We start from the raw sequence: 26,151 nt of genomic DNA, 5'->3' as shown, positions 1-26,151 counted from the left end.
AAATGCGGTTAAAACGGGATGTCAAATGCCTTAAGCGCCCTGCTGATCTCCTCATATCGAAAGCCTTTTCTGGACAGATATCCGCAGAGCTTCCTGATCTCTTCCCTGGAGGCATGTTCCGGGTCCACCCGCTTCTTCTCCAGAATCCGGCGGATGGCGTCCTGCTCCCCTTCTTCGGGATAACAGCTTTCGAACGCCTCCCGGATCTGCTCCGGCGGCACGCCTTTACTGCAGAGCAGGGCGTAGATCTCTTTTTTGCTCTTTTGATCCTTCCTGCTCTCAATAAAGTGCTCCGCATACCGCAGGTCGTCCAGATATCCGAAGGAGCGGACATAGGCAAGCGCGTCCTCCACGATATCCTCCGGATAGAGCCCCTGCCTGAGCTTCTCCCGCAGGCCCGATTCTGTCCGTGCCATATCCGTAAGCAGGTGCATGGCGCGCAGCTTCGCCCGCTTGAGAACCACATCCTTTCGGATCTGCATACAGGTCTTTTCTTCCAGATCTTCCCCTTCCCGGATTCCGAAATGCTGCAGTTCCCTCTTATATAATACAAAGGCAAACTCTCCGTCCAGATCCACCCTGTACTTCGCCTTTGTCAATGCTTCGACTTTTGTTACAATCATACACAAACCTCACTTTGGGGACGCCCCAACCGTGTCGTACAGTTTACAGCTGGCTTACTCCTCTTTTCCCTCATCCTTCGACTCGGCTTTGGAAGCAGCCTTATCCTCCGGCTTTGGGGCGCTCTTCGATGCAGACTTGCCTGATGCCTTTTCCCCGCTCTTCTCCTCGGCCTTTCCCGATGCGCTTCCCTTGGGCTTTAATTTCAAATCGTCAGCTCCGCCGACCTCAGCCGGCTCTTCCAGGCTGTAATGCTCCCGCACCTTCTTCTCGATCTCCTCCATGACCTCCGGATTGGTCTCCAGGTAAGTCTTGGCATTCTCACGTCCCTGGCCGATCTTGTTCCCTTCATAAGCGTACCAGGAGCCGCTCTTCTTGATCACGTCGATGTTGGCCGCCAAATCCAGGATATCCCCGGATCTGGAGATACCTTTTCCGAACATAATGTCAAACTCCGCCTCTTTGAAGGGAGGTGCGATCTTATTCTTCACGATCTTGATCCGGGTACGGTTCCCCACCATCTCCCCGCTCTGCTTCAATGTCTCAATCTTGCGCACGTCCATCCGGACGGAAGCGTAGAACTTCAAAGCGCGGCCGCCTGTGGTGGTCTCCGGATTCCCGAACATTACCCCCACCTTCTCACGGAGCTGGTTGATGAAGATCACGACGCAGTTAGACTTGCTGATCACCGGGGTCAGCTTCCGAAGCGCCTGGGACATCAGACGCGCCTGCAGTCCTACGTGGCTGTCCCCCATATCCCCCTCAATCTCCTGCCGGGGCACCAGAGCCGCAACCGAGTCGATGACGATGATGTCAATGGCATTGGAGCGAACCATCGTCTCCGCGATCTCCAGCGCCTGGTCTCCGCTGTCCGGCTGGGAGATATAGAGCTCGTTGATATCCACGCCGATGTTCTTGGCGTATACCGGGTCCAGCGCATGCTCCGCATCAATGAAACCGGCAATCCCGCCCCTCTTCTGTACTTCTGCAACCATATGTAAGGTGACCGTGGTCTTACCGCTGGACTCAGGCCCGTAGACCTCGATCACACGTCCCTTGGGCACTCCGCCCAGCCCCAGCGCAAGATCCAGGCTCAGACACCCGGTAGGCACGGTCTCCACGTTCACATGGGCGCTGGAATCCCCCAGCTTCATCACCGTACCTTTTCCAAAATCCTTCTCCAGCTTCGCGATTGCCGCATCCAATGCTTTTTTCTTATCTTCAACTACATTTGCCATAATCCATTCTCCTCTTTTCGAACAATTGTTCGTTCTTTTCTTATCTTATTATATTTCCCGCAAAATGTCAACCACAAATATTTTTTCTCTTTTAAACCATTCTCTCCACCGCCTTTCCAGGTTCGAAGGAAAACCGGCAGACCCACTTTTCCCGCCGCGCTTCCTGTCGTTTTCTTCTCTTGTTCTCTTCTCCATATGCATCAGGGGATTCTCAATGAATATCAGATGATATAAAGCAGAAATCCTGCCGTACAGCAAGAACCGCTGTACAGAAACCCCGCCGCGTGTTGCGGCTGTCTCTATCTTACCATACTCCCCGTCTGTCTACAAGAAAATTTTATGTTTGTTTTTTATTTATTTTTCTGATTATATCTATGATATCCATAAATTTTCAGTCTTTTAATTTTTTTACATTTTCCCTTGCATTTCCAGTCATTCAGTATTATAATGATTGATGTGCAGATATAGTTCATTGGTAGAATGCTAGCTTCCCAAGCTGGAGAGGCGGGTTCGATTCCCGTTATCTGCTCTGTCAGACTGTCGGTTTTACTGGACTTCCATTATTTGTAAAATCAATAAACCAATAAAAAACCTATCAAGCCGATATTGATAGGTTTTTTATTGGTTTATTGATTTTATGCACTTGGAGGTCTTTTTCTATACGGAAAACCTGCCGCCGGCAGCTTTTCCGCAAACGATGATATACAAAAAGGCAGTACCCTTCCGGCGCTGCCTTTCAAAAAACTCTTCCACTAATTCGCTTCCAGCGAACGTTTCTTTGTGATCGTCACCTTCTCGTCATAGCATACGAAGATCGCATCCACCTTTTCCTTCTCCTGCTTGGGTGTTACCAGGCTTACCGCCGGCACCACGATCAGTCCCGCGATCATAGCGGCCGCTCCCGCATTGATGGGGGATGCGATGTATCCGATAAACATATTCGACACGGTAATGCCTACCCCTGTTGCAAAGCTTGCCCACACTGCAGCCCTGCTTACCCCCTTCCAGTACAGTCCGTACAAAAACGGAGCCAGAAACGCGCCTGCCAGCGCGCCCCAGGAGATCCCCATGAGCTGCGCGATAAATGTAGGCGGATTCAGTGCGATCACCACAGATACCACGATGAAGAACACGATCAGTACCTGCATGGTCACCACCTGCTTCTTCTCGCTCATGTCCTTCATAACTCGGTCCTTGAGCAGATCCAGCGTCATGGTGGAGCTGGATGTCAGCACCAGGGAGGACAGGGTGGACATGGACGCAGACAGCACCAGTACCACCACGATCCCGATCAGGATATCCGGCAGTGTGGACAGCATATAGGGAATGATGCTGTCATAGATCACCGCGCCGGTTTCTTCGTTATAGAGGGACGCGTTGTCGAACAGCCGTCCAAAGCCTCCAAGGAAATAGCATCCTCCGGACACCACCACCGCAAACAGTGTAGAGATCACGGTTCCCGTATTGATCGCCTTTTCATCCTTGATGGCGTAAAATTTTCCGATCATCTGGGGCAGTCCCCAGGTTCCAAGGGAGGTCAGTATGACAACCCCAAGCAGGTTCAGCGGATCCGGCCCGAAAAAGGAAGTGAAGGCCCCCGGCTGTCCCTGGGTCACCGGTACATCGCTGGGAATCTGTGCCATGGTCTGGATGGCATGCAGGAAACCTCCCTGCCCGCTTAAGACTGCGCCGATCACCGCCGCAATCCCCACCAGCATGATGATCCCCTGAATGAAATCATTGATGGCGGTTGCCATGTAGCCTCCCAGGATCACATACACCGCGGTAAACACGGCCATCACGATCACGCAGACCGTATAGGGGATGTGAAACGCCATCCCGAACAGCCTGGACAGTCCGTTGTAAACAGAAGCCGTATAGGGAATCAGAAAAATAAATACGATCAGGGAAGCCGTAACCTTTAACGCATCACTTCCGTACCGCTCTCCGAAAAAGTCCGGCATGGTCTTGCATTTCAGATGCTGGGTCATAACCTTCGTCCTTCTTCCCAGCACCACCCAGGCCAGAAGGCTTCCGATCACGGCGTTTCCCAGGCCGATCCAGGTAGAGGAAAGTCCGTACTTCCACCCGAACTGTCCGGCATACCCGACAAAGACCACCGCAGAAAAATAGGAGGTTCCGTATGCAAACGCCGTCAGCCAGGGCCCCACGCTGCGTCCGCCCAGGACAAATCCGTCCACGCTGGTCGCGTGCTTCCTGGAATACATGCCCACATAAACCATCACCCCGAAAAATACAATCAGTAAAATCAGTTTAATTGCCATATCCTCATCCTCATTTCTTTTTTTGATGCTAATTCACTTTAAAGCGTTGAACTTTAAAGTGTTAAAGCGTCATGTCATAGTTTAACACGGAGTTTCCTCCGTGTCAACATGTTGTTCCTAAAAGTTCGCTGTAATAGATTCTACCAGATCTATTTACTTCCGGCAGCAGATTATTTCATCCGTTCCACCCGGTCCTGGATGGTCTTGTTGAAATTCTCAATCTTCCGGCTGTAGGGCTCGCTCATATATTTGGAGCTGAGCATAAAGTCCGCCGTCGCCAGGTTATTTGCGATCGGGATGTCGTATACCACCGCAATACGCAGCAGCGCCTTGACGTCCGGATCATGGGGCTGCGCTTCCAGCGGGTCCCACATAAAGATCATAAAATCAATCTTGCCTTCCACGATCTTCGCACCGATCTGCTGGTCGCCTCCCAGCGGGCCGCTGCAGTAGCCTTTGACCGGAAGTCCGGTTCTCTCCGCGATCAGCTTTGCCGTTGTCCCGGTCCCGCAGAGAAAATGTCCTTTCAAAATGTCTTTATTCCGGTCGCACCACTCCACCAGTTCCTGCTTTTTACCGTCGTGGGCTACCAAAGCTATGTTCTTTGCCTTGCCGATCTCCATCGTCACAAACTGTTCATTCAACATATCCATATACCTCCTTCGTAAATACAGCCAATCCGGGCAGCGCCCTGATGCCTGTATCTCTCATTATAGATCGCCTGAAACCGCCCGCCCCCACGGACGCTCACAGCGGCAGCAGTCAATCCATCTGTTCCATGGTATCAAATCGGAGAGATGCAAGTGCTCCCATCACTCCAGTTACTATGATACTATAAATCAGGATAATTGGAAAGACCAAATTGATATTTATAAGGATTCCGGCCACAACCGCAGCCATGATGCCGATCCCGATGATAAACATCTGCAGGAGCATCCGGATAATATCCTGGCCTGTTTTTCCCAGAAAATCCCCCACCAGGCACTGAGCTACCACTTTGGCATACAGCTTATTGGCCTGCAGCACCGTATAGATCAAAATATTCAGGCATATCAGCCCCGGTTCTACGCCCCACACTACCCCCATGGGGACGCACAGCATGATTCCGTCTCCGAATGCTTTTATATGTTCCATCAGTGTGGCGTACCAGAGCTTCCGAAAAGGCGTGTCCGGGATCAGGAACAGGTAAGGGTTTTTCAGCTCCTTTTCCCATTTTCCTGTAATCCCTGAGAACACCAGCGTCATATAGGCCGTCATTCCCAGCAGAAAAAACTGGGGAACTCCTGACCAGGCCACATTTTCCCGAAGGGCAAAGGCCATAATCAGGGAGGCGGCCAGGTTGATCAGCGTCACCTTGGTCAGGATAAAATACCGCTCCTTTTTATACTCCAGAAGCTGCCGGTAAAAGACCGCCTTAGCCCCGCTTGCCCGGTAATCCCCCGAGATCCGGCGGAATTTACGCTTCTTTTCCCCGATCCCAACGGCCATCTCGCCGCTGTTTTTCTTCTTTCTCATCTCCGCGTAATCATCTGCAAACTTTGCAGCGTCCTCATAGTAGGCCCCCTCGCAGCGCATACGGCTTGCCGTCAAAAACGCGGCTGCCACCGAGCACACGTACAGGGCCGTACAGACCATATTCAGGGTTGTAGGCCCTGTCAGGATCAGGCGGTACGCCGCAATACTCCACCCCATCACCGGAATCATCTGCAGCCCCGGCCAGTCAAAGAATGCGGAAACCGTTTCCAGATTAAAACCCTCCCGCCGGAAATACAGGAACAAAAACAGCGCCATGACTCCGAGAAAGATTTTCATTCCCAGGCCGAGCCCTTTGATAAACCTTTCTGAAAGAGATTCGTTTGTATACAAGAATACCATCAGGCTGACTTCCAGCAAAATCTCCAGGACACATCCTACCAAAAAGAACAGCGCCATCCGCCAGGGTTCCACACAAAATACCGTCACACCGGCCAGCACGAACAGCAGGCCGACAACGATTGAGAGCAGATAATTCAGCCAGGCACTGTGAATCAGAACCAGCTTGGGGCTGATGGGAGCCGGAAATACAAAATGCGTGTGCCCCTGCCGGAATATGACTCCTTTTCTGGACGAATACCCAATGAAATTCGTCAGAAACATATAGATCGTCCACACGGAAACCAGGGCCACCAGGCCGTCCACAGAGTCAAACCGCAGTTCCGTTACCAGACTTCCCGCCATAAACAGCACATAGGCTGCATAGGCCCCCAGAAAAATGATCAGGATCAGGGTGACCGGTTTTCTCACCGCCCGCTTCACATTGTTGACAAAAGATCTCCACGACAGATATAACAACGCCTTCATCGCTTCTCACCGCCCGTCATCTCAAAGAACAGATCGTCCAGATCCTTTTCTCCCACGTCCTCTTTTCGATAAGATCCGATAATATGGCTCTGATCCATCACGAACATGACATCCCACAGCTCTTCCACCATCTCCAGCATATGGGTACTGATGAGCACGGTCACGCCCTGCTCCTTTAGTTCCAGCACGATCTTTTTCAGTTCCTTGATGGCCTGGGGATCCAGTCCTACCATAGGCTCGTCCAGCAAGATTACCTTGGGCTTGATGGCCAGCGCACAGCAGATGCTGACCTTCTGCATCATTCCCTTGGACAGTTCGTTTCCCAGCTTCTCCTGCTTGTCGGCCAGTTCAAAGCGCTGGAAGAGCGCCTGCACTTCCTCCTCCGTAATATCACTGTCATACGCCTTGCGGATATATTCCACATGCTCCCGGACCGTCAGCGCGTCAAACATGGCCGGAATCTCCGGCACATATCCGAAGATTTTCCTGGCCTCCAGCGTCCTGGCAGACATGCCCTGAATCCCGATCCTGCCCTGATACCGCAGCAGACCGGCAATGCTTTTGATGATCGTGGATTTTCCCGCGCCATTGGGGCCAAGCAGGATTCCCACCTGGCCGTCGGGTACGAAAAAGCTGACCCTGTCAACGGCCAGATGCTTTCCGTATGATTTGCTCAATTCCTGAATCTCTAACATGCTTTTTCAGCCTTCTTCCGTCTCTGTTTTGTAATTCAATTTTATGTTCCGTTTATAACACTTCTGTCTCTTCCGTCTCGTCTTCGATCTGGATGGGATCGTAATACTTAATCAGGGCCTGGGTTCCCAGATCGCCCATGCCTTCTGCTTCCAGCTCCTGGCAGCCTGCAAGCACGGTGCTTAAGACATCCAGGGACAGCCCGCTCATGTTTGCCTCAATCAGCGCCAGCCGCATATCCTTGATAAAATGCTTCATAAAAAATCCCGGCGCAAAATCCTCTTTCACGATCTTCGGCCCCAGGCTGTCCAACTGCCTGCTGCCTGCCGCGCCTGACGATACGGACCGCAGCAGTGTGTCCGGGTCCAGCCCTTTTTCTCTGGCATAGGCAATGGCTTCGCAGACGCCGGAGAGCGCCCCGGCGATCATGATCTGGTTGGCCAGCTTGCAGTGCTGTCCGCAGCCTGCCTTGCCCTGATAGTTGATGTTGGTTCCCATGGCCTCAAACAAAGGCATGCAGGCTTCAAAGTCCGCCTTTTCGCCGCCTACCAGGACCGAGAGGGTTCCCGCCCTGGCCCCGGTGTCTCCCCCGGTCACAGGCGCGTCCAGGACATGGCATCCCTTTTTGCCCCCTTCCTGAGCGATCTTTTCCGCAAGCTTGGGACTGGTGGTGGTCATATCGATCAGATAGGTTCCCTCTTTCACATTGTCCAGGATCTTTCCCTCATCAAAATACACCTCTTCCACATCCTGCGGAAATCCCACGATGGTGATCACCGCGTCCCGGTCCCTGACACACTCCGCGATGCTCTCATGAAAGGCCGCGCCCTCTCCGACCACGTCCTCCACCTTGGATTTTGTCCTTGCATAGATATGCAGGTCAAAGCCTGCCTTCATCAAATTGCGCACCATGGATTTCCCCATGATCCCGACACCGATAAATCCGATACTCTGTATCTGTCCCATGATCCCTGCCTCCGTTCTTCTTACAAATCTTTTTCCTGCTCCATGCAGCCGGCCGTGCTTCTCCGCAGCGTCTCTCTGCACCATACGGCCAGCCACCTTTCTCCGCAGCGTCCCCTCGCACCATGCGGTCAATTACAAACACTCAATCCCGTTTCTCTACAACCTCGCCCTGCTTCTTATAGATGCTGCCGCCCGGTACAAAGCCTCTCACCGAAGACAGGGGATAAATATTGGTATGAGCGCCCACCACGGTTCCCGGGTTGAGGACGCTGCCGCAGCCTACCTCCACCTCGTCGCCCAGCATGGCGCCGAATTTTTTCATCCCGGTCTCAATCATCCCGTCCGGAGCCTTCACCACCACCAGCTTTTTGTCCGACTTTACATTGGAGGTGATGGAGCCTGCGCCCATATGAGACTTGTAGCCCAAAATGGAATCCCCCACATAGTTGTAATGGGGAACCTGCACCTTATTGAACAGGATCACATTTTTCAGCTCTGTGGAGTTACCCACCACCGCGCCTTCCCCTACGATGGCATTTCCGCGGATAAACGCGCAGTGGCGCACCTCCGCGTCCTTCCCGATGATGGCCGGGCCGTTGATAAACGCGGTGGGAGCCACTTTGGCCGACTTGGCGATCCAGATATTCTCCCCCCGCTTCTCGTATTCCTCCGGAGAAAGCCCTGCGCCAAGCTCCAGGATAAACGCGCTGATCTTCGGAAGCACCTCCCAGGGGTAGGTCACCCCGTCAAGCAACGGCTTTGCAATCGTTTCTTCCAATGTATAAAGTTCCTGTACGGTTAATGCTTTCATAAATAACCTCCATTTTCGTTCTGATTGTCCACGGTTTTCGAGTATCACAAGGCTGCATGCGGCGGTATCAAACAGTTAGTTTTTTTCATAAAAGCGGGCCGCCTGGTCATAACATGCCTTAAGCTGAAACTGGTTGCGCAGGTTCTTGACCACATCCGTTCGGCTGAAAATAAAATGGCTCAGCTTCTGCATGTATTCCTCCGGCGTGATCTCCCCCTCCGCCACGTAGGACAGCCCCTTTTCCCAGCTTGCCGTCAGTTCCGGATTCAGAAGGGACCGTATGGAATGGTCCACCACATCGTAGACCATCTCCCCCTGAAGCGTCGGGGTAATGATCTGGCTCTTTTTATTTAACGCCAGATACTGGATATTCATCAGCTTTTTCAGGATCTCCGCGCGGGTGGCGCTGGTCCCGATTCCGCTCCCCTTGATCTGGGCCCGAAGCTCCTCGTCCTCAATGAGCTGCCCGGCGTTTTCCATGGCCAGGATCATGGAGCCGGAGTTGTACCGCTTCGGCGGCGTAGTCTCCCCCTCCCGGATCTCCAGCCCGTCTACCGGAAGCACTGCTCCTTTCCGGATACCCTGAACGGCCTGGAACAGGGCGCTGTCCACATTCTGCCGGTCGCCCCCTTCCGCCTCCTTATCCCCTTTGGCCGCCTTCTTTGCCTGGGGGATTCCCGCCACTTTCAGGTAGCCTTCCTCCGCTAATACCTTGAAGCTGGAAAAAAAGCTTTCTTCCTTGATCTTTGTTACAATGGATATCTTCTGATATACTGCAGGCGGATAAAAAATGCTCAGGAAACGCCGCACAATGCAGTCATAGATCTTCCGGGACATGTCTGAGACAGAGCCTAAGCTCTGCAGACCCTGCCCGGTGGGTACGATGGCATAATGGTCCGTGATCTGCTTGTCATTCACATACCGGGTCTTTGCCAGATTTTTATGGCTCTGAAACTGCAGGATATCTTGCAGGTACGGCGCCGCCGCCTGGTATTTAGAGAGGCCGTTTAAATTGCGGCTGATCTCCTTCGCCGCCGCGGTGGACAGCACGCGGGCATCGGTACGCGGATAGGTGACAAGTTTTTTTTCATAGAGCTCCTGCACGATCCGCAGCGTCTCATCAGGGCTGATCTTGAACCGTTTGGAGCAGTCATTCTGTAATTCGGCCAGATTGTAGAGCAGGGGCGGGTTCTTCTTCTCTTTTTTCTTTTCGATGGAAGCCACCTGGCAGGCCACCGGCCCGCCCGGCGCATCCGCCCCCTGCCCGTCCGTCAGGTACGCGATCAGTTCCTCCGCCTTCTCCCGCTCCTTGAATCCATTTTCCTTATAGAGGTCAAAGGACTCAAACCACTTAGAGCCCTGGACGGCCTTCCATTCGCCTTCAAAGGTCTGGTCGTTTACCCGGATCGTGCTCAGCACGCGGTAGAACGGCGTTTTCACGAAATCCCGGATCTCCCGCTCCCTGCGCACCACCATACCCAGCACGCAGGTCATCACCCTGCCTACGGAAATGGCCGGCCGGTCTTTTGTGCGCAGATAATTGGAAATGCTGTCGCCGTATTTCAGAGTCAGCAGCCGGGAAAAATTGATCCCCATCAGGTAGTCCTCTTTTGCCCGCAGATAGGCAGACTCGCTCAGGTTGTCGTACTCCGAGAGATCCTTTGCCTCACGGATTCCCCGCAGGATCTCCTCCTCGGTCTGGGAATCGATCCACACCCGCCTGCGTTCCTTTCCCTGCACATGGGCTTCCTGCTCCACCAGACGGTAGATATATTCTCCTTCCCGCCCGGAGTCAGTGCATACATAGATGCGCTCCACATCTTCCCGGTTCAGGATACCGCTGACCACCCGGAACTGCTTTTCCACAGCCGGAATGACCTCGTACCTGAACTTCTCCGGCAGAAAAGGCAGAGTGTCCAGACTCCACCTTTTCAATGCCGGGTCATATTCCCCCGGGTAGCTCATCGTCACCAGATGTCCGACGCACCAGGTCACAATGGCGTCTTCCGACTCCAGATAGCCGTCCCCCCGCCGTACATTCAGTTTTAAAGCCCTGGCAAATTCCTGCGCAACACTTGGTTTCTCTGCTATATATACTGCTTTCCCCATAGATTTATACTACCCGTTCCTTCTGTCGTTCGTTCGGAAACGATATGCCGTCACCGTATGATAAGCCTGCCCCGCCTTGCAGATGGAGCTTGGAAAATTCGCGTGATGGACAGCATCCGGAAAAAACTGGGTCTCAAAGCAGACCGCAGCCCGGTACGGATAAACCGCCCCGTCTTTTCCGGATTCCTGATTCAGGAAATTGCTCGTATACACCTGAATGCCTGGCAGGTCGGTATACACGTCCATAACGATGCCGCTTTCATCTGCGGCCGTCTCAGCTACTTTAGCAAATTTTCCGCCATTTTTCAATACCCAGTTGTGGTCATATCCTTTTCCCAGGCGGATCGCTTCAAAATCAGAGTCGATCTCATCCCCGATCACACGCCCATTTCGGAAATCCATGGGAGTGCCGGTTACGTCCATGATCTCCCCTGTGGGAATGGACTCGTCGTCCGTCAGGGTAAAGGCATCCGCGTCCACAACGACCCTGTGGGAAAGGATGCTGCCGCTGTCATGCCCGTTCAGATTAAAATAACTGTGGTTCGTCATATTGATCACCGTGTCATGGTCGGGCACCGCGTGGTATGTAAACCGAATCTCATTCTCCTCGGTCAGGGTGCAGTTGATCTGCATGTCCAGCGCCCCCGGATATCCCTGATCCCCGTCCGGGCTGTGCAGCAGAAAGATGATATGGTCGTCCTCTGCCTCCGTCACTTCCCAGAAACGCTTGTTATAGACATCCGGCCCGCTGTGCAGGTTGTTGCAGCCTTTATTGGGGGTCAGCTGATAAGTCACGCCGCCCAGTTCAAAGGAAGCCCCTCCGATCCGGTTTGCATTACGCCCTACCGGAGCGCCGATGGATTCCGTGCCTGCCTCATATCCGGCCGCGTCGTCATACCCCAGCACCACGTCCCGAAGCGCTCCCTCACGGTCCGGCACATAAAGCCTTACCAGCGACGCACCGTAATCCGTAAATTCCGCCGACATCCCGGCGTCGTTTGTGAGGGTATACAGCTTTGCTTCCCTCCCGTCCTTTACCTTGCCAAAATTGCTGACTTTGATTGCTTTCATTTGTTTTTCCTCCATACATTACCTTCATTTTTCTTTTTGACCCCAAGCACAGGCACTGCTTCACGCAGCCTCGTAAAAACCGTCTTTTTTTCCTCAATCCTCTGGGGACGTTTTGCGTGGAGCGCCTCCTTCATGAAAATCTCCTGGGCGCAGATCTTCCGTTCCCCGCCCTTCTTTTTCTGATAGGTGCCGTCGCTGGTCATGACCCGTGCCTTTACATTGTCCGCGAGCATGATGCTTAAATACCGGATCAACTGCTTTTTGATGGCCGGATCGTAGATCGGGCAGGCCACCTCCACACGCTTCTCCGTGTTTCTGGTCATCATATCCGCGGAGCCGATGTACACCTGCTTCTCATCCCCCGAACCGAATACAAATACCCTGGGGTGCTCTAAATATCTTCCTACGATACTGGTCACAGTCAGGTTCTCCGTCTCCCCCGGAATGCCCGGCAGCACGCAGCAGATCCCCCGCACGATCAGGTCGATCTTCACCCCGGCCCTGGACGCCTCGGCCACCTTCCGGATAAAGTCGATGTCCGTGACGGAATTCATCTTCATCAGGACTCTCCCGGAACTTCCCTTCTTGATCTCTTCATCCATCAGCCTCAGGACCTTCTGCTTCAAGCTGGTGGGGGACACGATCAGATGCTGGTAGGCCCCGTGGAGGTTGCTGATGGCCATATTTTTGAAGAATACCGCCGCGTCCTCCCCGATGGCCTGGTTGGCCGTCATAAGGGAAAAGTCGGTGTACATTTTCGCCGTCTTTTCGTTGTAATTGCCGGTGCCGATCTGGGTGATATAGCGGATCTCACTGCGGCTGCGGTATGTGATCAGGCAGATCTTAGAATGCACCTTGTACCCTTCAAAGCCGTAGATCACCCGGCAGCCGGCCTCCTCCATACGCTCCGCCCAGTCAATGTTGTTCTGCTCGTCAAACCGCGCCCGCAGCTCAATCAGGGCTGTGACCTCCTTGCCGTTTTCCGCGGCCGCACAGAGATATTCCACCAGCCTGGTCTTCTTTGCCAGCCGGTAAATGGTGATCTTGATGGTCATGACATCGGGATCCACCGATGCCTCGCGGATGAGCTGCAGAAACGGCTCCATGCTCTCGTAAGGGTAGGACAGCAGGATATCCCGCCGCTTCACCTGAGCCATCACACTGCCCTCCGCCACCGATGCCGACGGCTGGGGGACAAAGGTCTCATCGGTGAGGGAGCGCTTCATGGAATCGGGCACCTTCTCGATCACGGAGAACACGAAGTCCAGAGTCATGGGCATCTTGGTCCGGAAAATGCATTCCTGGGTGATGTTGAATTTCTCACAGAAAAACTTTTCCATCTCTTTTCCCAGAGGGCTGGCCACCTCCAGACGGACCACCGCCATCCTCCTCCGCTTGTGCAGCGCCTTCTGCATCACGAACCGGAAATCGTCGTTATCCGCAAAGGAGTCGTCATCGGGGGAAATGTCCGCGTTGCGTGTGACGCAGATATAATTTTTGTCGGAAACCTGATACTGCCCGAAGATCGTCTCCATGTATTCCAGAATCACCTTTTCGATCCGGATATAGCGCACGTCATGTCCCGGAAGGTACACGATCCTCGGCACAAACTGGGGGATGGGGACAATGCCCATCATAGTCCTGTCCTCCAGCTTTAAGTTGGACACAACATAGACTTCCTTGTTGAGCAGATGCGGGAACGGGTGGTTCACGTCCACGATCTGGGGGGAAAGCACCGGCAGAACCTGTTCTTTGAAATACTTCTTGATGTACTTCTTTTCCTGGGGCTCCAGCTCCTTGAAATTCATACTGCTGATCCCATAGGTGGAAAGCTGCTTTTTGATCTCCGAATAAGTCTTATCCCGTTCTTTATAAAGGGGCGCCACCGCGCCGTAGATCGCCCGAAGCTGCTCCCCCGGCGTCATACCGGATTTTAAATCCATTTTTTTGTTGTCCACAGCCGCCATGTTTAAGAGGTTGCCGACCCGGATCATGAAAAATTCGTCCAGGTTGCTGGTAAAGATCGAGACGAACTTCATCCGCTCCAGAAGCGGAACGCTCTCGTCCCGGGCCTCCTCCAGGACACGCTGGTTAAACCGCAGCCAGGACAGTTCCCTGTTTTGTGTGTAGCTCATTTTCTCTTTTCCCATCTTCTTTTCCTCCATTTGTAACCAATTTGCGAAGCAAATTGATTGCCTGCTGAATGCAACCACTTGCATAGCAAGTGATTGCTTGCCCGCCATCTGCGAAGCAGATTTTAAATGCGGCAATACCCGTATCATTTGCAACCGCCTTCGGTTATGCTTCCAGATACTTTATAAGCCGGTCGTATTCCCGCGCCATCAGGTTGTAGCCGTGCTCATAAAATCCGGTCAGGATCTCCGCGTTGCGCTCTAACCGGGACACAGCCTTTACCTGGGGACGCAGAACAAAGATCCGCCCCTCCTCTTCCAGACCCTCGATCTGTTCCATCGTACGGTTGTAATACAGGCTTCTTGTCATGATCGCCCGCAGCAGGTTTGGATAAGACCGGTAGGCTTCCCGGTATACCCTTGCCATCCCCTTGGATACCCTTTTTTTCCGGTAGCCCGGATTCCGGGTCAGGATCACGACGATCTTCCGGTTTCCATAGGTCATGGCCCGCTCAATGGGCACAGAATCCGACAGCCCGCCGTCTAAGCAGGGAATCCCGTCCACCCGCACGATGGGGGTAAGCAAAGGCATGCTGCAGGATGCCCTGCTGATCTTCATCAGCCTCGCTTTGTCCTGCCGTTCATCCAGATATTCCGCCTTCCCGGTGAGACAGTTTGTCACCACGATCTCACACTTCATCTCCGAGCGGAAATAGGTCTCAAAGTCAAAAGGAAATGTTTCATTCGGATACGTGTCAAAGATCATATCCATATTCATAATGCTTTTTTCCTTGATAAACTTCCGGAATCCATAGACGTAATCGTCCTTTTTGTCTGTCAGGATCATACAGTCCTTTGTCCTGCCCGGCTGCCTGGACACATAGTCCAGCGCGTTGCAGGAGCCTGCGGACACTCCGATGACATGGGACGTATACAGCTCCTGCTCCATCAGATAATCCAGGACCCCCGAGGTAAACACCCCTCTTGTGGCCCCGCCCTCCAGTATCATTGTTGCTTTCTGCATATGCAAAACCTCGCTTTTTCAATCCATTTCATATTGCTGTCTGTCGTATTTTATCTGCAAGCCGCCTCTTTTCCTTAAAATATGGAGATATAGCCCTGTTCCTCTACATCTCCATAAGCATCATTTTTTCCAATTATAGCACAGATTTTATACAGAAAGTAGCCCTTTTTGTTGAAAATGTAGCTGCCGCAATGATTTTCCTTGAAAAAGAAAAGGTTTTATGTATAATATAGAGGAAGTGACAGTAAAACTTGACAAATTCCAGGCGGACGTCCCTGCACAAAGGACGGCGGATGTCTGGAAAAATTCAAAAAAACAGAGGGTTTACAGTATGATCAGTGCAAATAATATTACGTTAAGAGTGGGAAAAAAAGCTTTATTTGAAGAGGTGAATATCAAATTCACCGAAGGAAACTGCTACGGCATCATCGGCGCAAACGGCGCGGGAAAATCTACATTTTTGAGGATTTTGTCCGGACAGCTGGAGCCAACCAACGGGGAGATCGCCATTTCTCCCGGGGAGCGTCTGTCCTTCCTGCAGCAGGATCAGTCCAAGTACGACGACTATCCGGTACTGGACACGGTCATCATGGGAAATGCCCGCCTTTATGAGATCATGAAGGAGAAGGACGCCATCTACGCAAAAGAGGATTTCACCGATGAGGACGGGATCAAGGCCAGCGAGCTGGAGGGCGAATTTGCCACCATGAACGGCTGGGAAGCTGAATCAGACGCTGCCTCCCTGCTGAACGGCCTGGGGATTGATACGGAACTGCATGACAAGCTTGTAAAAGACCTGACCGGACCTGAGAAGGTAAAAGTCCTGCTGGCCCAGGCGCTGTTCGGCAACCCGGACATCCTGCTTCTGGACGAGCCCACCAACCATTTGGACTTAGATGCCATCGCATGGCTGGAAGAATTTTTGATCAATTTTGAAAATACGGTGATCGTGGTGTCCCATGACCGTTATTTCCTGAATAAGGTCTGCACCCAGATCGCGGATATCGACTACGGCAAGATCCAGCTCTATGCCGGCAACTATGATTTCTGGTACGAGTCCAGCCAGCTTCTCATCCGCCAGATGAAGGAAGCCAACAAAAAGAAGGAAGAAAAGATCAAGGAGCTGCAGGAATTTATTTCCCGGTTCAGTGCCAACGCGTCAAAGTCCAAGCAGGCCACGTCCAGAAAGCGCGCCCTGGAGAAGATCCAGTTGGATGAGATCAAGCCGTCCAGCCGGAAGTACCCCTACATTGACTTCCGCCCCAACCGCGAGATCGGCAATGAGGTGCTGGCAGTGGAAGGTCTCTCCAAGACCATTGACGGGGAAAAGATTCTGGACAATCTGACCTTTACCCTGGGACACGACGACAAGGTGGCCTTTGTGGGCAGCAATGAGCTTGCCAAAACTGTATTGTTCAAGATCCTGATCGGGGAGATGGAGCCGGACGAGGGAACCTACAAGTGGGGGATCACCACCTCCCAGGCGTATTTCCCGAAGGATTTCGGAGAAGAATTTGACAGCGATTATACCATCACGGAATGGCTTACCCAGTATTCGGAAAATAAGGACGTCACCTATGTCCGCGGTTTCTTAGGAAGGATGCTTTTCGGCGGCGAGGACGGCGTGAAGCGGCTGAAAGTGCTCTCCGGAGGGGAAAAGGTACGGTGCCTGCTCTCAAAGATGATGATCTCCGGCGCCAATGTACTGCTCTTTGACGAGCCCACCAACCATCTGGACATGGAGGCCATCACCTCTCTGAATAACGGAATGATCAAGTTTCCGGGAGTGCTTCTGTTCACCTCCAGAGACCACCAGATCGTCCAGACCACAGCCAACCGGATCATGGAAATCGTGCCGGGAGGCAGGCTGATCGACAAGATCACCACCTATGACGAATATCTTGCAAACGATGAGATGGCGAGAAAACGGCATACTTATACGGTGCAGGTTGAAGAAGAAGATTGATCAGAAATGGGGCTGTCAGTGACAGCCCCATTTCTGATCGGCCCGCTTCCTATTCTATATTCCAGCGTTTTACAGGTTCTTTGTAATATACCTTACTCTCCTCCAGGATGGCCGGCACGCCTTCCTTCACCTCCACGGTGGTCACCGCGCAGTTGGCGGGCACATGCCATTTCCAGAAATCCGCTGATTCCAGGTTTCCCCGGATGTGATTCAAAAATGCGGTCATAGCCGCCCCGTGGGTGGACAGCAGGATGTGCTTTCCCTGCAGATCCGGATTTGTACACAGCTCTCTCAGAAAGCTGCCCGTCCGTTCCATCACGTCCGCGATGCTCTCCCCGCCCTCTGCCGGCACAAAATTGCCTGTATCGGAAAAGAATTTTTGAAAGGCTTCCATCTCCGCCGTCTTTTCTTTTCCGGTGACGCACATCCCCTCATAGGCCCCGAATCCCATTTCCTTGATCCCGTCGGATTCAATGAGAGGGATGTTCCTGCCTTCCAGGATGATCTCCGCGGTCTCCCTGGCCCGGATCAGGGGGCTTGTGTAAGCCAGGTCAAAACGGATCTCCTTCATCCCTTCCGCCGTCTGACGCGCCAGATGCCTTCCGTATTCATTCAAGGGGATATCGGAAAATCCCTGTACCCTGCGCGCTTTATTCCAATCTGTCTCTCCGTGCCTTACAATATAAAGTATCATCTCTTTGTCTCCTCTGTCTGTTTGCTGCTATGATGCCATTGGGTATACCTTGTAAAACGGCCATATGGCCATAATGGGATGCCCTTGGGTATAAGTAAAGTATATACGTTTCTGCTCACAATTTCAACTTATAGAGAATCATTCATATTTCCCAATTGACGCAGGCTTGATTTGCCGATATAATGATTACATTGTCCGGAGCGCCGTCTCATTCTGCCTGAACCGGGCGCTCTCACAGTGCTTTATGATGATGCTTATTCAAAGAAAGGACATTGACATGGCAAAAAGAACTCTCAAAGAAATCCTACTGCGGATCGTCATATTATTCGTCGGACTGACCATCGCCCATCTGGGCGTCACCCTGTTCCTCCTGGCCGACCTCGGCGCGGACCCGTTCAACGTGCTGATCCAGGGCCTGTTCCGGACGGCGCAGCATATGACGGGATGGACGCTGCTTACACACGGCCGGGTACATATGGCGATCTGTTTTCTGATCATCCTGGTCCTGCTGATCGCTGACCGCAGCTATATCAAGATCGGCACGATCCTGTGCATGGTCTGCGGCGGACCCATCATTGATTTTTTCACCCTGCTTTTGGGCGGGCTCATCCATTCCGGCAATCCGTTTGCGGTGCGTATCCTGGTCCTGGCGGCCGGCTGCGGAATCCTGGCATTCGGTATGACCATCGTAATGAAATCCGACTCCGGGGTAGGCCCCAATGACCTGGTGGCAATCGTGATCAGCGACAAGCTGCACCGGCCATTCAGTGTGACCCGTATCGTCGTGGATGTCTGCTTTGTGACAGCCGGATTTTTCATGGGCGGAGCCGTGGGAATCGGGACGATCATCTGCGCCGCTCTGGTGGGGCCGGTGGCCGGCATCTTTCTGCCCCGCAGCGAAAAGATGGTGGATCGTGTCATCAAAGCTGTGATGAAGTAAAAGAAAAAAAACGGGGAGCCGCCGACCATGTGTCAGCCTCCCCGTTTTTTTTCGGAACAAACCTCTTTACAGCTCTATTTCATCCAGATAAGGATTCTTCGCTTCATAGAACCGCTCTTCTTCCACCACTTCAGCAATCGCCGGATCAATGGGCATCCTGCCGAGTACGGGCACGCCTAATTCTCCCGCGATCTCGTCAATGTGGCTTTCTCCGAAAATCCGGAGTTCCTTTCCGCAGTCCGGACATTTGACATAGCTGTAGTTCTCCACGATGCCAAGCACCGGGATGTTCATCTGCCTTGCCATGGTGTATGCCTTTTTGACGATCATCTGCACCAGATCCTGAGGAGAAGTCACGATCACCACCCCGTCCACCGGAAGCGACTGGAATACGGTCAGCGGTACGTCCCCGGTTCCGGGCGGCATATCCACAAAAAGATAATCCAGGTCGTCCCAGATCACATCCGACCAGAACTGAGTCACCACGCCTGCAATGATAGGCCCCCGCCAGATCACCGGCGCATCCTCATCCTCCAGAAGCAGGTTCACAGACATGATCCTTGTCCCGTCCTTTGCGATACAGGGATAAATGCCTTCCTCCGTCCCCTTTGCCTGCTCGTGAATTCCGTACATCTTCGGAATCGAGGGCCCCGTGATATCCGCGTCCAGGATCCCTACATTATATCCCTTTTCCTTCATCATCCGGGCCAGGGACGCGGTCACAAGCGACTTTCCGACGCCACCCTTCCCGCTGATGACACCGATCACCTTCTTCACATTGGAATATGCGTTGGCCGGAGCACGCAGATCCTCTTTCTTGCTCTCACAATTTCCGGCATGGGCGCATCCTGCACAGGATTCCTCCGTGCATCCGCCGTTATTTACTTCTTCTGACATGATTTTCTACCTGCACTTTCTTTTTTTATCGTGATGCCTGGGTGTTACAGGCATACCGGTTCAGCTCACCCCTCTGGTTTACATTTTACCTGAACCTGTCCCATATTATAACAGAATTTCCGCAGATGGGGCATTCTTTTCTTCATTTTTTTCACAATATGCAGAAAACCTGCCCTGGCAGCTTTTCTGCATACGATGGTATCAAAATCCAATCAGCACCGCGATCACCATAACCAGAGACGCCCCTGCAAACAATACGCCCTGCATTTTAATCTGGAACTTCGCCCATTTTCCCCATTCCAGCTTCGCAACGCCGAGTGTACCGAGCAGACATCCGGAGGTGGGCACGATCAGGTTGGAAAAGGCGTCTCCAAGCTGGAATGCCAGTACCGACGTCTGTCTGGACACGCCTACCAGGTCCGAAAGGGGCGCCATGATCGGCATGGTCAGCGCAGCCTGTCCCGAGCCCGATACCACGAAGAAATTGAATACGGTCTGGAATACATACATCAGCCACGCGGAGATCACTGCCGGGAAATTCTGCATCCCGCTGCTGATCCCATGGAGAATCGTATTCAATACGGTGGGGGAGGAAGCATCCGTCCCGCCCAGGATGATGATGATTCCCTGCGCCATACCAACTACCAGGGCCGCCCCCACCAGGTCAGCCGCGCCGCTCTGGAAGGAAGATGCAATGTCGTTAACGCGCATGTCATTGAGCTTAAAAATCACCGCAATGATTCCGGATACCAGGCCCATCACAAAGAACTGCGACGCGATCTCCGGAATGTAGAAGCCTTTCGCAACAACGCCCCATACCGTCCAGATCATGGTGGCAAGGATCACCAGCAGGATCAGCTTGTGGCCCAGCCGGAAATCTGCTTTTCTCTCGTCATTTTCCTGAAATTCTTCCCTGTACCGCGCATCGCTGTCATAGGCAACGGAAGCCCTGGGATCTTTTTTGATCTTAGCCGCATAGAACATGGTAAATGCCATCCCGATACCCGTAAATACAAACCAGAGAACGATACGGAAGCCCGCGCCGGAGAGCACCGGCACCTCCGCGATCCCCTGGGCAATCGCCAGACTAAAAGGGTTCATCCAGGATGCCCCGAATCCGATCTGGGTAGCGCAGTAGGTCACACAGACCCCTACCACCGCGTCATAACCCATGGCAATGAACATGGGCACCAGGATCATGGCAAAAGGAATCGCCTCCTCGCCCATTCCGAATACCGCGCCGCCCAGGGAGAACAGGGCGAACAAAACCGGAATCAGATATTTTTCCGTTCCCTTTGTCCTTTCGATCATGGCCAGAATCCCCTGGTCCACGGCTCCTGTTTTCAGCACGATCCCGAACGCGCCGCCGATGACCAGGATAAATGCTACAATCCCCACTGCGGAGCCCCATTTGTCCCCGACGGTCAGCCCTTCAAATACATAGTTCAGGATACCCTGCCCGCCGAAATCCTCGGTTCCGAACAGAGGGGCGGTGTGAGTCATTTTTCTGCCGTTCTCATCCGTCACATATTGGAAGCTCTCCGGATCGAGTACGGTTCTGGACTTCTCCTCCCCGTTCTGCATATACGTGATCTCTTTTGTCTCATACTGCCCCAGAGGGACAAACAGCGTCAATACCGCCGCAAATAAGATGACAAAGAAAATGATCACATAAGTGTGCGGCATCTGTATCGTTCTTTTTTTCGTTTCCATAGCTTGCTCTCCATTCCTTTATTTAAAGATTTTCAAAAGTCCCTTTTCTGACTGCCTTCTGTTTATATACCATGAGATTTCCCTTTGCCATCACCGTGTCGATCTCCATGGTATCCTCCTGCACAAGCACCAGGTCGGCGTCCTTTCCAGCGGCGATGCGTCCCTTGCGCTCCAGTTTCAGCAGATCCGCCGGGTTTGAGGTGACCGTTTTCAGCGCCTGGGTCAGCCCCACCCGATCTGTCAGGACCGCGTCCCGGACCTCCCGGTACAGAGACGTCACCTTGCCCACTCCCAGCCCGACAAATTTTCCGTTTTTGCCGAAGATCGGTATACTGCCCTGTCCGTCCGATGAAAATGTGATCTGATGCTCCGGCACCCCCTCATCCAGCAGCATTTTCAGACCGGTGCTTGCCTTGACCTCGTCCTCCTCCAGATAATCCGGATCAGAGCTTGTGGTCAGATCCAGAAAACCGCCCAGGGTTTTCGCGTAATCCATCCCCTCCTTTAAAAGCCTCATGCTCCGGTTGATGTGGGTGGGCAGCATGTTGGAGGGCGGGATCTCCGTCTCTTCCACCACATAACGCAGGTATGCAAGCATCCGCTTCCCGTCCCCCATATGGATGTTCACCACTCCGGCCTTTCCGGAAAGGATACCGCCTGTCCTTGTGTCTCCCACGATCCTGGCAAATTCTTCTTTCGTGGGCTGGGACGAGCGGTGGTCGGAAATTGCGATCTCCCCGCAGCCTATTGCCTTGTCGATCAGGATCAGGTCGTCCATCAGGTTTCCCGTCAGTGTGCGCACCGGGATCTGGTAAGAGCCGGTATATATGTATGTGGTAATCCCTTCCTCCTCCAGTCCCCTGGCTTTTGCCAGCAAGGACGCCATATTCCGCGTCGTACCGTCGGTTCCCAGACAGCCCACGACCGTAGTCACGCCGCCCGTGGTGATGTCTGTCAGCATGATCTCCGGCGTCCTGGTATGGTAACTGCCCTCTCCGCCGCCTCCTAAGATATGTACGTGGCTGTCGATAAATCCCGGGAACAAAAGCATGCCTGTCCCGTCAATCGTTTGGACATCGTATTCCCGGACTTCGGGGATATCCGGCCCGATCTTTAAAATCCTGGAATCCGCGGTCAAAACATCCTGTACGCCAAGATATTCCGGCGCATAGATTTTCGCATTCCGAATCAATGTCAGCATGGGGGTTCTCCTCCTTTCTTTTTGTTCAGCTCCATGATTGAATACTTTTTTGAATATTTTTGTCTTTCTGGTTTGCCTGTTCTTTCAAACAGGTGCAGGAACTTGTGACACTTTACCTTAGTATACTCATAAAGCAGCATGTTATCAATCATAAAATACGGTTCAACCAGAAAAAAAGAGACCCTCCGAACCCGGAAAGTCTCTTTGTTCCCGTCATTAATCAACGGAAATGATTTCTTTTTTGTTGTATGAGCCGCATGCCTTACATACTCTGTGAGGCATCATAAGTTCTCCGCACTTGCTGCACTTTACCAGGTTCGGAGCGCTCATCTTCCAATTAGCTCTTCTCTTGTCTCTTCTGGCTTTTGAAGATTTATTTTTTGGACAGATCGACATCGGTTACACCTCCTTAAAATTCTTAAACAATTCACGGACAACGGACATCCTTGGGTCAAGCCCTGTATCCTCGCAGTCACAGCTCCCTTTATTCAGGTTCTGACCGCATACATTGCAGATTCCCCTGCAGTCTTCCCCGCAGAGTACCTTCTCCGGCCAGCACATCAAAATCTCCTGAAAGAGCATCTTGTCCACGTCAAGATGATATCCGTTGATAAAGTCAGATTCGTCGAATCCTTCTCTCAGTTCAGCATCCGAACACCCCAAATCCACATATCTGGTAAAATGAAGCAAAAACTCATACTCCACTTCTTCCAGACAGCGGTCACATGGAATCCGAAGCGTAACCTTCCCATCCGCCTGAATCTGCAGCTCCCTGTCCTTCCTGTGCGCGACAGTCACATGTACCGGTTCCTTCTGGATCACCGGATATACCCTGGACTTAAGCTGAATGGATTCCAGCTCCGGCAAAACCGTCTCGTCTATGGGCCTGTGCTGTTCTGATAATACGCCTGAAAGGTTCATCAACATTGCTGTTTACTCCTATTCATACCTAAACTATTATATCATGAGAAATCTGTTTGTCAACAAAAAAATCAGGTTTTCGCAAAAATTCTGTTACGCAGCTCCCTGCTTTATTTTACAAGCGCTACAGTCTCTCTTGCAATGGCCAGTTCTTCGTTGGTCGGAACCACCAGAACCTTTACCCTGGAATCCGGAGTGGAAATGATCACTTCCTCGCCCCGCTTTGCGTTTGCCTCTTTGTCGATCTCGATGCCCAGATATCCCAGATATCCGCAGATCCTCTCACGCATATCCCCGTCGTTTTCGCCGATGCCTGCGGTAAATACGATGTTGTCCACGCCGTTCATGGCCGCCGCATAGGAGCCGACGTATTTTGCCACTCTGTAGCCGAAGACCTCCAGGGCGATCTGGGCCGGCTTTTTGCCTTCATCCGCCGCCGCGCACAGATCACGGAAATCGCTGGATACGCCGTCGGAAAGTCCGTATACGCCGGATTCCTTGTTCAGCATCTTCATCAGTCCCGCAACGTCTAAGTTCTCCTTCTTTGCAATGAACTCCAGGATTGCCGGATCAATGTCCCCGGAACGGGTTCCCATCACCAGACCTTCCAGCGGGGTCAGGCCCATGGAGGTGTCTACGGATTTTCCATTCAGTACTGCACAGATGCTGGCGCCGTTTCCAAGGTGGCATACGATGGTCTTGGTCGCCTCATAGGGAACCCCAACGATCTCCGCAACCCTCTTGGATACGAAGCTGTGGCTTGTCCCGTGGAAGCCGTAGCGTCTTACTTTATACTTATCATAGTATGCATAGGGCAGGCCGTACATATACGCCTTCTCCGGCATGGTCTGGTGAAACGCCGTATCGAATACGCCTACCATGGGGGTGCCGGGCATCAGCTTCTCACAGGCATTGATTCCGATCAGGTTTGCCGGGTTGTGCAGCGGCGCAAGGTCGTTGCACTCTTCCACTGCTTTTTTCATTTCCTCTGTAATGACTGCGGAGGACGCAAATTTTTCTCCACCATGTACCACACGGTGTCCAACCGCTCCGATCTCGTCCAGGCTCTTAACTACGCCGGTGTCGGGATCTGTCAGGGCGTCGATCACAAACTGAATGGCCTCGGTATGGGTCGGCATTGCCTTGTCGGACTTTACCTTTTCGCCGCCTGCCGGCTGATAGGTCAGGCTTCCGTCAATCCCGATCCGCTCGCAGAGTCCCTTTGCCAGGACTTCCTCGCTGTCGGAATTGATCAACTGGAATTTTAAAGAAGAGCTTCCGCAATTTATCACTAATACATTCATTTCCTTATGTTCCTCCTGATATTGATAATATCTTTCTTATACTGCCGAATGCCGCGCTGACAGAGAGTGCATTCTCATTGCCTCAGGGCGCACCCGGCCGTTATGCAGTCCACAGCGTGTTTTCAGCCCTGTGCCTGTACGGCTGTGATCGCAATCACGCCCTCGATATCTTCCGCGCTGCAGCCCCGGGACAGGTCGTTGACCGGAGCGGCGATTCCCTGGGTAAGGGGCCCGTAAGCTTCCGCCTTTGCCAGTCTCTGCGCCAGCTTATATCCGATATTGCCTGCATCCAGATCCGGGAAGATCAGTACATTGGCATGTCCTGCTACCGGGCTGCCCGGTGCCTTGGATTCTCCGACAGAAGGAACGATCGCCGCGTCAAGCTGCAGTTCCCCGTCCAGTTTGAGTTCCGGCGCCAGCTCCTTCGCGATCCGGGTTGCTTCCACAACCTTGTCCACGTCCGCATGCTTTGCGCTTCCCTTTGTAGAATGGGACAGCATTGCCACGATGGGCTCCTTGCCTGTCAGGATACGGAAGGATTCTGCGGATGAAACCGCGATGTTCGCCAGCTTTTCCGGATCGGGATTCTGTTCCAGGCCGGAATCGCCGAAGATGAAGGTTCCGTCCGCGCCCATGTCGCAGTTCGGCACTACCATCACGAAAAATGCGGAAACCAGCTTTGTGCCCGGTTTTGTCTTTAAGATCTGCAGGCAGGGACGAAGGGTGTCCGCCGTAGAATGACACGCACCGGATACCATGCCGTCGGCATCGCCCATCTTCACCATCATGACGCCGTAGTACAGATAATTGTTCAACAGAAGTTCTTTTGCCTGCTCTTCGGTCATGCCCTTCTTCTGACGCAGTTCCACCAGCTTTGCGATATAGCTCTCTGTCTTGTCGCTGTCCGCCGGGTCCACGATGGTCGCTCCGGTGAGATCGTATCCGGCTCCCATCTTCTCAATCTCTTCCTTGCTTCCTACCAGGATCAGCTTCGCTGTCCCTTCCTTCAAAACTGCCTCAGCAGCCTTGTAGGTCCTCTCGTCCTCCGTCTCCGGAAGCACGATTGTCTTGATGTCTGACTTTGCTCTTGCTTTGATTTCATCAATAAATCCCATAATTAAAAGCCACCTTTCCTTTTTCTGCCTATCATTATAACGCAAACGTTTTTTGTATACAAGATATTTCCATGTCTATTTTTAAGAACAATCTCCACGCTGGCAATGAG

General features: G+C 52.6%; 22 protein-coding genes and 1 tRNA gene. 3 read left to right on the top strand and 20 right to left on the bottom strand.

The annotated features are described in order from the left end of the window. Window positions 1-8: 8 nt before the first annotated feature. Window positions 9-623: a regulatory protein RecX gene (locus tag EBB54_RS07060; RefSeq protein ID WP_125126905.1), complete on the bottom strand. Its 615-nt coding sequence runs from the start codon at window positions 621-623 to the stop codon at window positions 9-11. Window positions 624-677: 54 nt separating this feature from the next. Continuing rightward, window positions 678-1,859, bottom strand: a complete 1,182-nt coding sequence (gene recA, locus EBB54_RS07055) for a recombinase RecA (RefSeq protein ID WP_125126904.1) — start codon at window positions 1,857-1,859, stop codon at window positions 678-680. Window positions 1,860-2,317: 458 nt separating this feature from the next. On the opposite strand from recA, the gene EBB54_RS07050 reads away from it, so the two are divergent. Then, window positions 2,318-2,388, top strand: a tRNA-Gly gene (locus EBB54_RS07050). Between the two features lie 223 nt (window positions 2,389-2,611). On the opposite strand, the gene EBB54_RS07045 is transcribed toward EBB54_RS07050, so the two are convergent. The 10 genes from EBB54_RS07045 to EBB54_RS07000 form a co-directional block, all read right to left on the bottom strand. Further along, window positions 2,612-4,144 carry a sodium:solute symporter family protein gene (locus EBB54_RS07045; protein ID WP_125126903.1) on the bottom strand — a complete coding sequence of 511 codons (1,533 nt, stop codon included), beginning with the start codon at window positions 4,142-4,144 and terminating at the stop codon, window positions 2,612-2,614. 170 nt (window positions 4,145-4,314) lie between these two features. Further along, window positions 4,315-4,791, bottom strand: coding sequence for a methylglyoxal synthase (locus tag EBB54_RS07040; RefSeq protein WP_125126902.1), 477 nt, complete (start codon window positions 4,789-4,791; stop codon window positions 4,315-4,317). Window positions 4,792-4,906: 115 nt separating this feature from the next. Next, window positions 4,907-6,484, bottom strand: a complete 1,578-nt coding sequence (locus EBB54_RS07035; protein ID WP_125126901.1) for a putative ABC exporter domain-containing protein — start codon at window positions 6,482-6,484, stop codon at window positions 4,907-4,909. Further along, window positions 6,481-7,179: an ABC transporter ATP-binding protein gene (locus EBB54_RS07030; RefSeq protein ID WP_125126900.1), complete on the bottom strand. Its 699-nt coding sequence runs from the start codon at window positions 7,177-7,179 to the stop codon at window positions 6,481-6,483. Before EBB54_RS07030 ends, EBB54_RS07035 begins: the two co-directional genes overlap by 4 nt. Before the next feature lie 52 nt (window positions 7,180-7,231). Continuing rightward, a complete protein-coding gene (locus EBB54_RS07025) occupies window positions 7,232-8,134 on the bottom strand; it encodes an NAD(P)-dependent oxidoreductase (protein ID WP_125130652.1) in 903 nt (300 codons plus the stop codon). 151 nt (window positions 8,135-8,285) lie between these two features. Beyond that, window positions 8,286-8,954 (bottom strand): acyltransferase, encoded by a 669-nt coding sequence (locus EBB54_RS07020; RefSeq protein ID WP_125126899.1) that lies wholly within the window; start codon window positions 8,952-8,954, stop codon window positions 8,286-8,288. A 75-nt stretch (window positions 8,955-9,029) separates the two neighbouring features. Then, window positions 9,030-11,063 carry a DNA topoisomerase gene (locus EBB54_RS07015; RefSeq protein ID WP_125126898.1) on the bottom strand — a complete coding sequence of 678 codons (2,034 nt, stop codon included), beginning with the start codon at window positions 11,061-11,063 and terminating at the stop codon, window positions 9,030-9,032. A 9-nt stretch (window positions 11,064-11,072) separates the two neighbouring features. Then, window positions 11,073-12,134 (bottom strand): aldose epimerase family protein, encoded by a 1,062-nt coding sequence (locus EBB54_RS07010; protein ID WP_125126897.1) that lies wholly within the window; start codon window positions 12,132-12,134, stop codon window positions 11,073-11,075. Beyond that, on the bottom strand, window positions 12,131-14,284 hold the full coding sequence (gene ppk1, locus EBB54_RS07005) for a polyphosphate kinase 1 (protein WP_125126896.1): 2,154 nt from the start codon (window positions 14,282-14,284) through the stop codon (window positions 12,131-12,133). Before ppk1 ends, EBB54_RS07010 begins: the two co-directional genes overlap by 4 nt. Before the next feature lie 148 nt (window positions 14,285-14,432). After that, window positions 14,433-15,290, bottom strand: coding sequence for a patatin-like phospholipase family protein (locus tag EBB54_RS07000; RefSeq protein WP_004068694.1), 858 nt, complete (start codon window positions 15,288-15,290; stop codon window positions 14,433-14,435). 331 nt (window positions 15,291-15,621) lie between these two features. Between EBB54_RS07000 and EBB54_RS06995 the strand changes: the two genes are divergently transcribed. Beyond that, entirely contained in the window at window positions 15,622-17,256 is a 1,635-nt protein-coding gene (locus EBB54_RS06995; protein ID WP_125130650.1) for an ABC-F family ATP-binding cassette domain-containing protein, read from the top strand. 49 nt (window positions 17,257-17,305) lie between these two features. On the opposite strand, the gene EBB54_RS06990 is transcribed toward EBB54_RS06995, so the two are convergent. Continuing rightward, window positions 17,306-17,950, bottom strand: coding sequence for a histidine phosphatase family protein (locus EBB54_RS06990; protein WP_125126895.1), 645 nt, complete (start codon window positions 17,948-17,950; stop codon window positions 17,306-17,308). Between the two features lie 277 nt (window positions 17,951-18,227). Between EBB54_RS06990 and EBB54_RS06985 the strand changes: the two genes are divergently transcribed. Further along, a complete protein-coding gene (locus EBB54_RS06985) occupies window positions 18,228-18,890 on the top strand; it encodes a YczE/YyaS/YitT family protein (protein ID WP_125126894.1) in 663 nt (220 codons plus the stop codon). Window positions 18,891-18,956: 66 nt separating this feature from the next. Here the strand turns inward: EBB54_RS06985 and EBB54_RS06980 are convergent, their stop codons facing one another. From EBB54_RS06980 to pta, 7 genes are all read right to left on the bottom strand, one after another. Next, window positions 18,957-19,787 (bottom strand): Mrp/NBP35 family ATP-binding protein, encoded by an 831-nt coding sequence (locus tag EBB54_RS06980; protein ID WP_125126893.1) that lies wholly within the window; start codon window positions 19,785-19,787, stop codon window positions 18,957-18,959. A 201-nt stretch (window positions 19,788-19,988) separates the two neighbouring features. Beyond that, on the bottom strand, window positions 19,989-21,500 hold the full coding sequence (yfcC, locus tag EBB54_RS06975; RefSeq protein ID WP_125126892.1) for a putative basic amino acid antiporter YfcC: 1,512 nt from the start codon (window positions 21,498-21,500) through the stop codon (window positions 19,989-19,991). A 22-nt stretch (window positions 21,501-21,522) separates the two neighbouring features. After that, window positions 21,523-22,701 carry a beta-aspartyl-peptidase gene (gene iadA, locus EBB54_RS06970; protein WP_125126891.1) on the bottom strand — a complete coding sequence of 393 codons (1,179 nt, stop codon included), beginning with the start codon at window positions 22,699-22,701 and terminating at the stop codon, window positions 21,523-21,525. Between the two features lie 216 nt (window positions 22,702-22,917). Then, window positions 22,918-23,097, bottom strand: a complete 180-nt coding sequence (gene rpmF / locus EBB54_RS06965) for a 50S ribosomal protein L32 (RefSeq protein ID WP_004068723.1) — start codon at window positions 23,095-23,097, stop codon at window positions 22,918-22,920. 3 nt (window positions 23,098-23,100) lie between these two features. Further along, entirely contained in the window at window positions 23,101-23,628 is a 528-nt protein-coding gene (locus EBB54_RS06960; protein WP_125126890.1) for a YceD family protein, read from the bottom strand. Between the two features lie 104 nt (window positions 23,629-23,732). Beyond that, entirely contained in the window at window positions 23,733-24,926 is a 1,194-nt protein-coding gene (locus EBB54_RS06955) for an acetate kinase (protein WP_004068728.1), read from the bottom strand. Window positions 24,927-25,048: 122 nt separating this feature from the next. Next, the gene (pta, locus tag EBB54_RS06950; protein WP_125126889.1) at window positions 25,049-26,041 is read right to left on the bottom strand and encodes a phosphate acetyltransferase; all 993 of its coding nucleotides are present in this window, start codon (window positions 26,039-26,041) and stop codon (window positions 25,049-25,051) included. Window positions 26,042-26,151 lie beyond the last annotated feature (110 nt).

Origin of the sequence: Schaedlerella arabinosiphila, assembly GCF_003885045.1 — a bacterium.
Taxonomy (GTDB): Bacteria; Bacillota; Clostridia; order Lachnospirales; family Lachnospiraceae; genus Schaedlerella; species Schaedlerella arabinosiphila.
Note: the sequence above shows the minus strand (reverse complement) of the source record. Positions and strands in the feature narration are given on the sequence as shown.

What these genes read in the sequence shown, in the direction of transcription:
- EBB54_RS07060 (WP_125126905.1), bottom strand. Translation starts at nt 623, where the DNA reads ATGATTGTAACAAAAGTCGAAGCATTGACAAAGGCGAAGTACAGGGTG.
- recA (WP_125126904.1), bottom strand. Translation starts at nt 1,859, where the DNA reads ATGGCAAATGTAGTTGAAGATAAGAAAAAAGCATTGGATGCGGCAATC.
- EBB54_RS07045 (WP_125126903.1), bottom strand. Translation starts at nt 4,144, where the DNA reads ATGGCAATTAAACTGATTTTACTGATTGTATTTTTCGGGGTGATGGTT.
- EBB54_RS07040 (WP_125126902.1), bottom strand. Translation starts at nt 4,791, where the DNA reads ATGTTGAATGAACAGTTTGTGACGATGGAGATCGGCAAGGCAAAGAAC.
- EBB54_RS07035 (WP_125126901.1), bottom strand. Translation starts at nt 6,484, where the DNA reads ATGAAGGCGTTGTTATATCTGTCGTGGAGATCTTTTGTCAACAATGTG.
- EBB54_RS07030 (WP_125126900.1), bottom strand. Translation starts at nt 7,179, where the DNA reads ATGTTAGAGATTCAGGAATTGAGCAAATCATACGGAAAGCATCTGGCC.
- EBB54_RS07020 (WP_125126899.1), bottom strand. Translation starts at nt 8,954, where the DNA reads ATGAAAGCATTAACCGTACAGGAACTTTATACATTGGAAGAAACGATT.
- EBB54_RS07015 (WP_125126898.1), bottom strand. Translation starts at nt 11,063, where the DNA reads ATGGGGAAAGCAGTATATATAGCAGAGAAACCAAGTGTTGCGCAGGAA.
- EBB54_RS07010 (WP_125126897.1), bottom strand. Translation starts at nt 12,134, where the DNA reads ATGAAAGCAATCAAAGTCAGCAATTTTGGCAAGGTAAAGGACGGGAGG.
- ppk1 (WP_125126896.1), bottom strand. Translation starts at nt 14,284, where the DNA reads ATGGGAAAAGAGAAAATGAGCTACACACAAAACAGGGAACTGTCCTGG.
- EBB54_RS07000 (WP_004068694.1), bottom strand. Translation starts at nt 15,290, where the DNA reads ATGCAGAAAGCAACAATGATACTGGAGGGCGGGGCCACAAGAGGGGTG.
- EBB54_RS06995 (WP_125130650.1), top strand. Translation starts at nt 15,622, where the DNA reads ATGATCAGTGCAAATAATATTACGTTAAGAGTGGGAAAAAAAGCTTTA.
- EBB54_RS06990 (WP_125126895.1), bottom strand. Translation starts at nt 17,950, where the DNA reads ATGATACTTTATATTGTAAGGCACGGAGAGACAGATTGGAATAAAGCG.
- EBB54_RS06985 (WP_125126894.1), top strand. Translation starts at nt 18,228, where the DNA reads ATGGCAAAAAGAACTCTCAAAGAAATCCTACTGCGGATCGTCATATTA.
- EBB54_RS06980 (WP_125126893.1), bottom strand. Translation starts at nt 19,787, where the DNA reads ATGTCAGAAGAAGTAAATAACGGCGGATGCACGGAGGAATCCTGTGCA.
- yfcC (WP_125126892.1), bottom strand. Translation starts at nt 21,500, where the DNA reads ATGGAAACGAAAAAAAGAACGATACAGATGCCGCACACTTATGTGATC.
- iadA (WP_125126891.1), bottom strand. Translation starts at nt 22,701, where the DNA reads ATGCTGACATTGATTCGGAATGCGAAAATCTATGCGCCGGAATATCTT.
- rpmF (WP_004068723.1), bottom strand. Translation starts at nt 23,097, where the DNA reads ATGTCGATCTGTCCAAAAAATAAATCTTCAAAAGCCAGAAGAGACAAG.
- EBB54_RS06960 (WP_125126890.1), bottom strand. Translation starts at nt 23,628, where the DNA reads ATGTTGATGAACCTTTCAGGCGTATTATCAGAACAGCACAGGCCCATA.
- EBB54_RS06955 (WP_004068728.1), bottom strand. Translation starts at nt 24,926, where the DNA reads ATGAATGTATTAGTGATAAATTGCGGAAGCTCTTCTTTAAAATTCCAG.
- pta (WP_125126889.1), bottom strand. Translation starts at nt 26,041, where the DNA reads ATGGGATTTATTGATGAAATCAAAGCAAGAGCAAAGTCAGACATCAAG.